9 protein-coding genes are annotated in these 12303 nt (G+C 45.9%); 3 read left to right on the plus strand and 6 right to left on the minus strand.

Annotated elements, in window-relative coordinates; all coding sequences use genetic code 11:
• Nucleotides 1-46: 46 nt before the first annotated feature.
• The 3 genes from glyQ (at nt 47) to gmhB (ending at nt 3765) form a co-directional block, all read left to right on the plus strand.
• The gene (gene glyQ, locus B5D26_RS06090; protein ID WP_078744842.1) at nt 47-1000 is read left to right on the plus strand and encodes a glycine--tRNA ligase subunit alpha; all 954 of its coding nucleotides are present in this window, start codon (nt 47-49) and stop codon (nt 998-1000) included.
• A gap of 1 nt (nt 1001) precedes the next feature.
• Entirely contained in the window at nt 1002-3074 is a 2073-nt protein-coding gene (gene glyS, locus B5D26_RS06095; protein ID WP_078744843.1) for a glycine--tRNA ligase subunit beta, read from the plus strand.
• A gap of 136 nt (nt 3075-3210) precedes the next feature.
• Nucleotides 3211-3765 (plus strand): D-glycero-beta-D-manno-heptose 1,7-bisphosphate 7-phosphatase, encoded by a 555-nt coding sequence (gmhB, locus tag B5D26_RS06100; protein WP_078744844.1) that lies wholly within the window; start codon nt 3211-3213, stop codon nt 3763-3765.
• 114 nt (nt 3766-3879) lie between these two features.
• On the opposite strand, the gene gyrB is transcribed toward gmhB, so the two are convergent.
• The 6 genes from gyrB to dnaA form a co-directional block, all read right to left on the minus strand.
• Entirely contained in the window at nt 3880-6300 is a 2421-nt protein-coding gene (gene gyrB, locus B5D26_RS06105; RefSeq protein WP_078744845.1) for a DNA topoisomerase (ATP-hydrolyzing) subunit B, read from the minus strand.
• A 16-nt stretch (nt 6301-6316) separates the two neighbouring features.
• On the minus strand, nt 6317-7426 hold the full coding sequence (gene recF / locus B5D26_RS06110) for a DNA replication/repair protein RecF (RefSeq protein WP_078744846.1): 1110 nt from the start codon (nt 7424-7426) through the stop codon (nt 6317-6319).
• Between the two features lie 122 nt (nt 7427-7548).
• Complete coding sequence (locus B5D26_RS06115) at nt 7549-8055, minus strand: GNAT family N-acetyltransferase (RefSeq protein ID WP_078744847.1); 507 nt, start codon at nt 8053-8055, stop codon at nt 7549-7551.
• A 28-nt stretch (nt 8056-8083) separates the two neighbouring features.
• Nucleotides 8084-8911, minus strand: a complete 828-nt coding sequence (locus B5D26_RS06120; RefSeq protein ID WP_078744848.1) for a TIGR02391 family protein — start codon at nt 8909-8911, stop codon at nt 8084-8086.
• Between the two features lie 207 nt (nt 8912-9118).
• Nucleotides 9119-10225 (minus strand): DNA polymerase III subunit beta, encoded by a 1107-nt coding sequence (gene dnaN / locus B5D26_RS06125; protein ID WP_078744849.1) that lies wholly within the window; start codon nt 10223-10225, stop codon nt 9119-9121.
• Nucleotides 10226-10288: 63 nt separating this feature from the next.
• Nucleotides 10289-11809, minus strand: coding sequence for a chromosomal replication initiator protein DnaA (gene dnaA / locus B5D26_RS06130; RefSeq protein ID WP_078744850.1), 1521 nt, complete (start codon nt 11807-11809; stop codon nt 10289-10291).
• Between the last annotated feature and the right edge of the window lie 494 nt (nt 11810-12303).

Here is a 12303-nt window from a genome sequence, read left to right on the forward strand (position 1 = left end):
ACTCGCTGGTTTCTGAATTCATTAGCTCATTGATGGTGGCTAACTGATGAACCAATCAACGCCAGACGTAAAAACTTTTCAGGGTCTGATTCTGACCCTGCAACAATATTGGGCTGAAAAAGGTTGCGTAATTTTGCAACCTTTGGACATGGAAGTGGGCGCGGGTACATTCCACCCAGCTACTTTCTTGCGTGCTATCGGGCCAGAAACTTGGAACACGGCTTACGTACAGCCGTCACGCCGCCCAACCGATGGCCGTTATGGTGAAAACCCTAACCGCCTGCAACACTACTACCAATTTCAAGTAGCTATGAAACCAGCCCCTGCCAATATTCAGGAGCTGTATCTGGATTCTTTGCGCCTGATGGGCATTAACCCAGAAGTGCATGATATTCGCTTTGTCGAAGACAACTGGGAATCTCCAACACTGGGCGCTTGGGGTCTAGGTTGGGAAGTTTGGCTGAATGGTATGGAAGTGACGCAGTTCACTTACTTCCAACAGGCCGGCGGTATTGAGTGCTACCCTGTTACCGGTGAAATCACTTACGGTCTTGAGCGTATCGCCATGTACCTGCAAGGGGTTGATAGCGTTTACGACCTGACTTGGGCGATTGGCCCGAATGGTGAGCGCGTCTCTTATGGTGATGTGTTCCACCAGAACGAAGTGGAAATGTCCGCATTCAACTTTGAACATGCTGATGTTGAGATGTTGTTCAAAAACTTTGATCACTACCAAACACAGTGCTCAAAGCTGCTAGAAGCCAACTTACCACTACCTGCTTACGAGATGGTACTGAAAGCCTCACACACCTTTAACTTACTGGATGCTCGTCACGCGATCTCTGTGACCGAACGCCAACGTTATATTCTGTGTGTACGTACTATGGCGCGTGACGTAGCCAATGCCTACTTCAACGCACGTAAAGCCTTAGGCTTCCCTCTGGCGCCAGAGGCGTTACGTGAAGAAGTTTTGGCTCAGTATAAAGAGGAAGAGGCATAAGATGGCTGAAGTCCGTGATTTTTTAGTTGAGCTGGGTGCTGAAGAGCTACCGCCAACCGCATTAAAACGTCTAGCCGACGCCTTTGCTGAAGGCATTCGTACTGGCTTAGAAAAAGCTGACATCCCTTTTGCTGAAGTTAAAGCGATGGCCAGCCCACGCCGTTTGGCTGTGTTGGTAAAGGATTTGGCAGTTGCCCAGCCAGATCGTGAGATCCAACGTAAAGGCCCTGCGCTACAAGCGGCTTATGACGCTGACGGTAATCCCACCAAAGCGGCTGAAGGTTTTGCTCGCTCTTGTGGCGCAGAGTTTAGCCAGTTAGAAAAACTGGAAACCGACAAAGGCAGTTGGCTGATTTTCAACACCATTGAAAAAGGTACTGAAACCGCCCAACTGTTGCCAGAGCTGATCAACAAGTCCGTGAACCAACTACCTGTACCTAAGCGTATGCGCTGGGGTTCTAGCCGTATTGAGTTCTCTCGTCCTGTACATTGGTTGGTGATGCTGTTCGGTTCTGAAGTGATCGACTGCGAAGTGCTAGGCTTGAAATCAGGTCGCAGTACGATGGGTCACCGCTATCACCACAACCAAGCCATTGAGCTAGCATCGACTGCAGACTATGTCCCTGCGCTAGAAAAAGCCTTTGTCTTGGTGGATATGGCACAGCGCCGTGAAGCGATTCGGGCACAAGTACTGGCAGAAGCTGAAAAGCTATCCGCAACTGCCGTAATCGACGAAGACCTGTTAGATGAAGTCAACGGCTTGGTTGAATGGCCTGTCGCCTTGACCGGAACCTTTGAAGAGCGCTTCTTAGAAGTGCCGTCAGAGTGTCTGATCTCATCTATGAAAGCAAACCAAAAGTATTTCCACCTGCTGGATGCGAATGGCAAGCTGAAACCGAACTTTATCACCATCTGCAACATCATCAGCCAAGATCCGGCTCAGGTGATTGCAGGTAATGAAAAAGTGATCCGTCCACGTTTAGCCGATGCTGCGTTTTTCTTCACCACCGACAAGAAGAAGACACTGGCAGACCGTATCGACTCGCTGAAAACCGTACTGTTCCAACAACAATTGGGGTCGGTTTACGCTAAGAGCCAGCGTGTCAGTGCCATTGCTCAGTACATTGCTGAACAGATCGGCGGTGATCAGGCGTTAGCCGCTCGTGCAGCAGATTTGAGCAAGTGCGATTTGGTCAGTGAAATGGTACTGGAGTTCCCTGAACTGCAAGGCATCATGGGTTACCACTACGCCTTGAACGACGGCGAAAATGCAGAAGTCGCACAAGCCCTGAACGAGCAATATATGCCGCGTTTTGCGGGTGATGAGCTGCCTGCAACCAAAACCGGTATGGCATTGGCATTGGCCGACCGTATCGACACCCTGACGGGTATTTTTGGTATTGGCCAACGCCCAACAGGGGACAAAGATCCATTTGCCCTACGTCGCGCTACTATTGGTGCATTGAGCATTCTAGTCAACAATCAGCTAGACCTTGACCTGAAAGCCTTGATCGCCTTGAGCATCGCTCAACATGGCGAACTGCCAAAAGCAGACGGCCTTGCAGATGATGTTTTGAACTACATGCTGGATCGTTTCCGTGCGTGGTATCAAACAGAAGGTATCCCTGCGGAGATTTTCCTAGCCGTTCGTGCGCGCCCAATCAGCAACGCCTATGACTTTGACCGTCGTGTGAAAGCCGTAGCTGCTTTTAAACAGTTGCCAGAAGCCGATGCCCTAGCTGCTGCCAATAAGCGCGTGAACAACATCCTAAGCAAGCAAAACTACCAAGGTGGCAACAGTGTGAACGAAGCACTGTTGAGCATTGAGGCAGAGAAAACCTTAGCCGCTCAAGTAGCTGCCAAACAGGTTGAGCTAGCACCATTGTTTGCTGCGGCAGATTACCAAGCTGCATTAAACAGCTTGGCAAGCTTACGCGGTGCTGTGGATAGCTTCTTTGATGATGTGATGGTGATGGCCGACGATGAGCAGGTTAAGAACAACCGCCTAGCTCTGTTAGCCTCTCTCAGCAGCTTATTCATGGAAGTGGCGGATATCGCCCAATTACAGCAGTAAGTTAGACCGCGTACAAACCCTGACAACAGAGTTACAGTAAAGCTTCAAAACTGTCACTGTGTTTTCAAATCAAAGAGCCGTATCATTACGGCTCTTTTTTTTACCCACTCACCTCAAACAGTACAACAGCACTCTAATGAACAAACTGGTTATTCTAGATCGAGACGGCGTGATCAACTTGGACTCCGATGCATTTGTAAAAAATGCCGACGAGTGGATCGAAATCCCTAGCAGTATCAGCGCCATTGCACGCTTATACAAAGCAGGCTATCAAATAGCCGTGGCCACCAACCAATCAGGGCTAGGAAGAGGCTATTTCAGCGCTGAAGATTTAGAGGCGATGCATGAGAAGATGGTTCGCTTAGTTGAGGCTGAAGGGGGGCAGTTTGCCAGCATTCGCTTTTGCCCGCACCATCCAGAAGCGGGCTGTGATTGTCGCAAACCGCTTTCAGGTTTGTTAGACCAGATTAAAGCTGAACTGAGCCTAGATAACTTTGATGGTGCCTATATGGTGGGTGATAGCCTACGAGACCTACAGGCAGGTGAAGGTAGAGGCTGTAAGGCAGTTCTGGTTAAAACGGGTAAAGGTGAAAAAACCTTAGCTAAAAACGAAGGCTTAGAGAACGCTTTAGTCTTTGAGAACCTTGCAGAGTTTACCGATTGGTTATTAGATCAAGCACAAAACGCTTAAGCATCATGCTTGTGTTTCACGTGAAACATTAAGTTGAAGATGCTTTTAAAGTTAAAAAAAATGCGCCTTGGTTTTATCACCAAGGCGCATTTTTCGTTTATAGCAGGTACAAACTTAAACGTCTAAGTTCGCCACTGTCAGAGCATTGGTTTCAATAAAGTCACGACGCGGCTCTACATCATCACCCATCAATGTGGTGAAGATCTGGTCGGCTGCAATCGCATCCTCAATGGTCACGCGCAACATACGACGAGACTCTTGATTCATGGTGGTTTCCCACAGCTGATCAGGGTTCATCTCGCCTAGACCTTTATAGCGCTGAATCGAGAAGCCTCGCTTCGCTTCATTTACCAACCAATCTAATACATCAGTAAAGTGTGCTACTTCTTTCTTACGCTCACCGCGCTGAATAAAGGCACCCTCTTCCAATAGGCCATCAAGATTACGAGCCAGTTTCGCTATCGCTTTATAGTCTTGAGATTTGAAGAAGTCTAAAGCAAAACGGTATTCAGTTGGCACGCCATGGGCAACTACCGTCACTTCTGGTAGATAAACACTGCGCTCTTGATCTAATACAACACGCCATTCAAAGCGCATCGCAGGGTGACGACCTGCACCCACTTCCAAGACAGATTGCAACTGATCAACCCAAGCTTGCACTTGATTTTGATCGGTTAATCCAGCCTCGTCCATCACAGGCATATCAATCAGCTGCTGCATAATAGTCACAGGATAAACGCGATTCAGACGCTGAATACGGCGCTGTACATCACGAAAATCTGATACCAACTGGCCTAAGCTTTCACCACCAATACCCGGTGCCTCAGGATTCACATAGAGTGCTGCACCATCTAAGGCTGTTTGCGTGAGATATTCGTCTAGAGCTGGCTCATCTTTTAAATACTGCTCATGCTTACCACGTTTAATTTTGTACAACGGTGGCTGTGCAATAAAGATATGACCGCGCTCAATCAACTCTGGCATCTGACGGAAGAAGAAGGTCAACAGCAGAGTACGGATGTGCGAACCATCCACATCAGCATCGGTCATGATGATGATGGAGTGATAACGCAACTTATCAGGATTGAACTCTTCACGACCAATGCCACAACCCATTGCAGTGATCAACGTGCCCACTTCCGCAGAGGACAACATCTTGTCAAAGCGCGCTTTCTCAACGTTTAGAATTTTACCTTTCAAAGGCAAAATTGCTTGGGTTTTGCGGTCACGGCCTTGCTTGGCAGAACCACCCGCAGAGTCACCCTCCACTAGGTAGAGTTCTGAAAGCGCAGGATCTTTCTCTTGGCAATCCGCCAGCTTACCCGGTAAGCCTGCAATATCTAACGCACCTTTACGACGGGTCATCTCACGGGCTTTACGTGCAGCTTCACGGGCGCGAGCCGCATCAATCATCTTATTGACGATTGCCTTAGCTTCATTCGGATTCTCTAGCAGATGGTCAGCAAATAAACGGCCCATCTCCTGTTCAACAGCCGATTTCACTTCTGAAGAAACCAACTTGTCTTTGGTTTGCGAAGAGAATTTAGGATCAGGTACTTTAACCGACACAATTGCGGTTAAACCTTCACGGGCATCATCACCTGTGGTGCTGACTTTCTCTTTTTTGTTTTTCGCTTCTTGCTCAATATAGCTGTTCAAAGTACGGGTTAATGCCGCACGGAAACCAGCCAAGTGAGTACCGCCATCACGCTGCGGAATATTGTTGGTGAAGCAAAAAATATTTTCTTGGTAAGTGTCATTCCACTGCAAAGCCACTTCAACACCCACGCCATCTTCCCGCTGTGCATTAAAGTGGAATACGGTATTCAGCGCAGTTTTATTTTGATTGAGATACTCAACAAATGCGCGCAGACCACCTTCATATTTGAAGTTGTCAGTACGACCAGAGCGCTCATCTAACAGCGTAATACTGACACCAGAGTTTAAAAACGACAGTTCACGCAAACGCTTGGCAAGAATATCGTAGTGGAACTCAATATTGGTGAAGGTTTCAGGAGAGGGACGAAAACGCGCTTCTGTACCCGTTTTGGTAGTTTCACCAATAATTTTTAAAGGCTCTTGTGGTACACCGTGACGATAGACCTGCTCATGCACCTTACCGTTACGCCAGATAGTCAGCGTCAACTCTTCTGACAGGGCGTTTACAACTGAAACCCCTACGCCGTGCAAACCACCCGACACTTTATAGGTGTTATCATCGAACTTACCGCCTGCGTGCAGTACGGTCATGATCACTTCTGCGGCTGATACCCCTTCCTCTTCATGGATATCAACAGGAATACCACGCCCATCATCTGAAACCGTTACCGACTCGTCTGGGTGAATCGTCACTTTAATATCGCTACAGTGTCCTGCTAAGGCTTCGTCGATGGAGTTATCGACTAGCTCAAACACCATGTGGTGTAAGCCACTGCCATCATCCGTATCGCCGATATACATCCCGGGACGCTTACGAACCGCATCTAGACCTTTTAAAACCTTAATGCTGGATGAATCGTATGATTGTTCGCTCATATCCTGTTCCTGTTTGTCACGACCTGTGTGTAGGCGTCACCTTGCCATGTTCCACGTGAAACAGGCTTAAAGGTGTGTGCTCTGACCAACATTCGGCTAAAGCGTCCTGATCCACACTGGTGATAAAAACCTGGCACTGCATCTTTTCCAGCACCCGGCATAAATATTTGCGGTGTTCTAAATCCAGTTCTGCGGGTAAATCATCCACTAGATAAACGCACTGTTTACCCGTGAGCTTTTGCAACAATTTACCTTGTGCCAGAAGTAGAGCGCATACCACTAATTTTTGCTGGCCTCGGGAGAGTACATCAACCGCCAGCAATTTATTAACTCTGATCCGAAGATCTGCCCGATGCGGGCCTGCCTGAGTAAACCCCAGCGCTAAATCTCGCGAACGGTTATCTTGCAAAGCGCTTAAGCAATCGGTCTGTCGATCCCAGCCCCGATAATAGCTGACACTGATTACATCGGAAAATGTCAGCTCGGCCAAGGTTTGCTCAAACTCAGGTATTAACTTTTCAACATAGGCTTGGCGAAGTTGGTCAATCTGCTCAGCGTAGCTCGCTAGGGCTTGATCCCAAATATCCAGTTGTTGAACGGCATGCATTTTACCATATTTCAGTAACTTATTCCGTTGTTTCAGTGCTTTTTGACTGGCTTGCCATAAGGAAAAAAACTGGGGTTCCACGTGAAACACACCCCAGTCTAAAAACTGTCGACGTACTTTAGGCGAGCCTTCAAGTAACTGAAAAGAATCAGAGTTAATAAGTTGAACAGGCAGCAACTCTGCTAGCTGCGCCGCAGATCGCGCCTGCTGACCTGAGATACGAATCTGTTGCTCGTTATCTTTATTTCTAGAGATACCAATAGGCACTATGGGTTGCAGCTGCGCCAGCGGATTAAACACCTCTGCAAACAAGGTGTAATGGGCTTGATCAAACTGAATAATGGCAGAGGTGCGACTGGCGCGAAATGAGCGACCAACGGATAAAACGCTGATCGCCTCTAGTACAGAAGTTTTGCCAGCACCATTATCGCCCGTCAGTAAATTCACCCCTGTGTTGGGTTTAATTTTGACACCAGAAAGGTTTCTGAATTGCGAAATATCTAAACGACGTAGGGTCATGGCAAAACTCAGAGGAGGCGCTGGTGAGCAGCCCTGATCAAATGGGATTCATAAGGATCACAACAGGCAACCATTGCAATGAAAGGGGTATCCACTGTCCTAGCACTAGCAGCTTTGACCAATTAATCCTTAGCTAAAAAAGACTCATGATAAGACACTTCACCCTGAGGCACATCACCTTGAATCACTAAAGCTTGAAAATACTCAGCAGGTACGCCTGAAAGCATGAGTCCCTCTTTAGGAGAAAATCCAAAGCGGTGATAGTAGCAAGGATCACCGAGTAACACGCAACCATACGCCCCTATTTGGTCTAGCGCTTGAATAGCCGCCTCCATGAGCTTTGACCCGATACCTTTATTTTGACAGTTTGGGAGAACAGAGAGTGGGCCTAAACCATACCAGTGATCTGAGCCATCAGAAATCACAACGGGAGATAGCGCAACATGACCAACGATATACCCGTTATCTTCCGCAATAAGAGAGACTGACAAAGCATTCGAGTTGCGAAGCGCTCTAACAATAAACTGTTCCGTATGATCCGTGTGTGGAGCTTCAAGAAATGCCGCAACAGTCAGCTCATCAATGCATTGAGCATCCTCAGGTTGTTCTGGTCTGATTTTGATATGCATTCTGAATGCTCCTAGTCGTTAAATATGATTAAGACTTTCCCATGTACATCTTTTTAGCCTCAATGGCACCATCAAGCCTCCGGTGAATCAAAGACACTGTAGATAAGATATCAAGTGCATCCTGTTCATCAATCTTCCAAATTATTTTCGGCATATGCGCTGTAGTATTTCTAAAGGTACCAAAGACTCCTTTGAGTAAGTTACAAAAGCCCTTCTGCTCACTTTGTTGGCTTTCTGTTTCAAGTGAACTCAATGCCAAGTGCGGTACTTTACCTTTAAAAGAAAAAGCCTCATCAACCAGTGCGGCTCCATCAAGCGTTAGGCCTGTTTTCTTTCGAATTTTATCCGCAATACTTTTAGTCGCTTCGAAAACTGCATGAAAGTAATTATCGACTAATAGCTCTTCCTTGCAGAACATGAGTACGTCTGAATGCACCTTTCTTACCAAGAGATTATTTTTTAGCTTTGTCGCACGCTCTGCCGCCTCAGATAAAGTACTGACCTTAGATACCTCTCGGACAACTCCATCTTCTTCAAGCTCCAAACCCTCAAAGCAGAGTACCTTATTAAGTTTCTGCCGAGTGACTTCAAACCAAGCGTGATTATCAAAATATCTTGCAGGCAGCATTACATGTTGGACGAATCCAATAACGTTATTTGCACAACGATCAGCTTCCTGTTTCATTCTAAGCGAGTCGTAGAGGCGTCGCCATTTTGTAGAGCTTAGGCAAGGATCGTCTATATCACACGCATCAAGAAATGTGGTTATTTCACTGCCAGTGATACCTTCGGACGTATCCCCTAAAATCTTAGATAACGACTCAATAGACCCCAGATTTAGCTTTGGTATAGGCACGAATCAATCCTTAACTCTAATATTATTACTAAACGGCAATAAAATAGCTGGCTAAAACAAAAATGAATGAGTAATAGCTAACCTTTTCAGCCACAGCTTTCATAATTCATTGATGTCTTAAATAAAAAAAAGGGCACCCATTCAATACGCTTGACCAATCAAAACGTAACACTGGATGCCCTCTTTGTTCTTAAAATAGCAGAGCGTCTACAAACGCATAGGCATCACGACATAGAGTGAATCACCCTTTTCACCAAACTCTTCTACCAACGCACTGCTATTCGGATCGGATACTGTAAGCTGTACTTGTTCGTTGCTCAGTACATCTAATACATCAATCATGTAGGTCACGTTGAAACCAATCTCTAACGCGGCACCCTGATACTCAATGCTGATATTTTCTTCAGCTTCTTCTTGCTCAGGGTTATTGGCCGTCACTTGTAAGTTGCCGTCACTTAAAGTCAAACGAACGCCACGGTATTTTTCATTGGAAAGAATAGAGGCACGGTGTAACACTTCACGCAGTTGTAAACGGTTGGTCACAATGACTTTATTACCGTTGCGTGGAATGACGCGTTCATATTCTGGAAACTTACCATCGACCAATTTCGAGGTGAAAATATAGTCTCCGGTTTTAATGCGGATGTGATTGCTACCTAACACCACCTGTACAGGGGTGTCGGAGTCATCAAACAAACGACCTAAGCCCACAATACCTTTGTGCGGTACGATGGCGCGAATAGTACTGGCAGATTCATGGGCTAGTGGCAAAGAGCAAGTCGCTAGGCGGTGCCCATCAGTGGCAACGCTACGTAACAAACCCGGTGAAAGCTCTAATAGCATACCGTTCAGATAATAACGTACATCTTGCTGCGCCATGGCAAATGCCGTGCGATCCAGTAGACGTTTAAACTGCCCCTGAGTCAGACTGAATGATAAATCTTGCTGGCTTTCTTCTACTTTAGGGAATTCTGCTGCGGGTAAGGTGGCTAATGAGAAACGGCTTCGACCTGCACGGATATGCACTTTTTGATCTTGAACCGAAAACTCAATCTGACTTTGATCAGGTAGTGATTTACAGATATCAAACAGTTTACGGGCAGGTACGGTGATTGCGCCTGCGGTTTCAATCTGTTCCAGTGCAAGGTGGCTGACAATCTCTACTTCTAAATCAGTACCTGTTAACGATAAACCTTGCTGATCTGCTACCACTAAAACATTGGATAAAACAGGTAAGGTTTGGCGACGTTCCACTACGCCATTCAAAAGCTGTAATGGACGTAATAAAGCCTCACGGGAGATAGAGAATTTCATGTGTTAATAATTCCGTAAACAGGTAACAAATTTCGTTTATAGGGTCACGCGTGAAGCGATCAATCAGCTGGTTAATGCCCGCAGTAGATTTTTATAATCTTCTCTAATTTCAGCATTCTCTTCCTGCAACTCTTTTACTTTTCGACAAGCGTGTAGCACTGTGGTGTGATCACGACCGCCAAAGGCATCTCCAATCTCTGGCAAGCTGTGATTCGTCAACTCTTTAGCCAGTGCCATCGCTACTTGTCGAGGCCTTGCCACCGAGCGGCTACGACGCTTTGAAAGCAGATCGGGTAGTTTGATGCTGTAATACTCGGCAACAGTACGCTGAATATTGTCGATACCCACTTGTTTATCTTGCACCGCAAATAAGTCACGCAGCGATTCACGAATAAACTCGGTGGTGATCGGTTGACCACGGAAGTGAGAATCTGCGATAACTTTTTTCAAAGCCCCCTCTAACTCTCGTACGTTAGAGCGCACTTTTTGGGCAATAAAGAAAGCGGCATCATCGGGTAATAATACCCGCGCTTGATCGGCTTTTTTCTTCAAAATAGCCACACGGGTTTCAAGCTCTGGTGGATCAATGGCAACAGTTAAGCCCCAACCAAAACGAGATTTTAAACGCTCTTCCATGCCGCTAATCTCTTTAGGGTAGCGGTCACTGGTTAGAATCATCTGCTGACCACCCTCAAGCAAGGCATTAAAGGTGTGGAAAAACTCTTCTTGTGAGCGTTCTTTACCCGCAAAAAACTGAATATCATCAATCAGTAAGGCATCTACGCTGCGATAAAGGCGCTTAAAGTCGTTAATCGCATTCAGTTGTAGTGCTTTTACCATATCGGCAACAAAGCGTTCAGAGTGCAAATACATCACTTTAGCATTTGGGTTTTGCTGTACGAGATAATTACCGACAGCATGCATTAAGTGCGTTTTACCCAAGCCCACACCACCATATAAAAAGAGAGGGTTATAGGCACCACCAGGGTTTTCAGCCACTTGTCGAGAGGCCGCACGTGCTAGCTGGTTTGATTTACCCTCAACAAAGGTTTCAAACGTGAAGTTGGAGTTTAAAGCGCGCTGATGTTTTAAAGCGCCATCAACCTGTACATTACGAGGTTCTGATTTGCCAGAATGAGTAATAATTGCAGGTGCATGGGTGATATGTACTTCAGGCTGTTCTATTACCCTTTCTTCAACTAACTCGCCTTGTTGTTCATTCTGATTTGAAGCTTGGTATTCAGGTTCAGAGATAAAATTCGGTTTTGGGGATGCTGTACGCACAATTACCCCTGGCGGAGTTACCGAGCGATTTAATACCTGTGGATTAGAAGCAGAACGTTTGCTGCCTATCTCTAGAATAAGTTGTGGTGGTTGCTGATTGCTCAGCTCATTTAGCAACTCTGCAATTCTAGTCAAATATTTATCTGACACCCACTGCAAAACAAACCGGTTCGGCGCCAACAGCTTTAAGCTTTGGCCTTCAGTCTCAACCTGAAGTGGCCGAATCCAAGTATTAAACTGTTGTGATGGTAGTTCATCTTGCAGATAGCCCAAACATTTCTGCCATAGAGTTACAGACACAGCACATCCCCGAAGAAAAAAGCAAAGACAGCATTTTAGCCCTTCACCCTTAAGTTATCCACATCCAGCCTGAGATTTATCGTTTTTTTGCTTAATTTTTACTGTGGATAACTAGGTCGTCCAGTCCAGTTGAACTACCCTTCAATTTCAGTGCATAATTTGCCCTGTGTATAAACTGCTTTTTTGTCCACAGCAGTTGCTCAGCAATCTGACAGTCTTATGGCAATTCATCCGATTATTTATACAATGCTGAAGAGCTTATTAATACTAGGCTCATTACACTTATCCACAGAATTAAGCTTATCCAATAAACATAACATCTATTATCTCTTTTTATATATTTAAGATCTTATTTCTTTTATTTATCTGTGGGTATAAGTTTGTCGATTGACCATTTCTGCTCAAAAATTTGATAGGTTTCTTCGTTGATCAAAAAAGCACCATTTCCAGTTATTTCACTTATTCACACCCTTTTTTCGAAGAATGGTTTGAAG

It is taken from the genome of Oceanospirillum multiglobuliferum, from assembly GCF_900167095.1.
GTDB classification, from domain to species: domain Bacteria; phylum Pseudomonadota; class Gammaproteobacteria; order Pseudomonadales; family Halomonadaceae; genus Oceanospirillum; species Oceanospirillum multiglobuliferum.

Bases quoted from the DNA above. Each gene is read 5' to 3' on its own strand.
- B5D26_RS06115 (WP_078744847.1), bottom strand. From the start codon at position 8,055: ATGCATATCAAAATCAGACCAGAACAACCTGAGGATGCTCAATGCATT.
- gyrB (WP_078744845.1), bottom strand. From the start codon at position 6,300: ATGAGCGAACAATCATACGATTCATCCAGCATTAAGGTTTTAAAAGGT.
- dnaN (WP_078744849.1), bottom strand. From the start codon at position 10,225: ATGAAATTCTCTATCTCCCGTGAGGCTTTATTACGTCCATTACAGCTT.
- glyS (WP_078744843.1), top strand. From the start codon at position 1,002: ATGGCTGAAGTCCGTGATTTTTTAGTTGAGCTGGGTGCTGAAGAGCTA.
- glyQ (WP_078744842.1), top strand. From the start codon at position 47: ATGAACCAATCAACGCCAGACGTAAAAACTTTTCAGGGTCTGATTCTG.
- gmhB (WP_078744844.1), top strand. From the start codon at position 3,211: ATGAACAAACTGGTTATTCTAGATCGAGACGGCGTGATCAACTTGGAC.
- recF (WP_078744846.1), bottom strand. From the start codon at position 7,426: ATGACCCTACGTCGTTTAGATATTTCGCAATTCAGAAACCTTTCTGGT.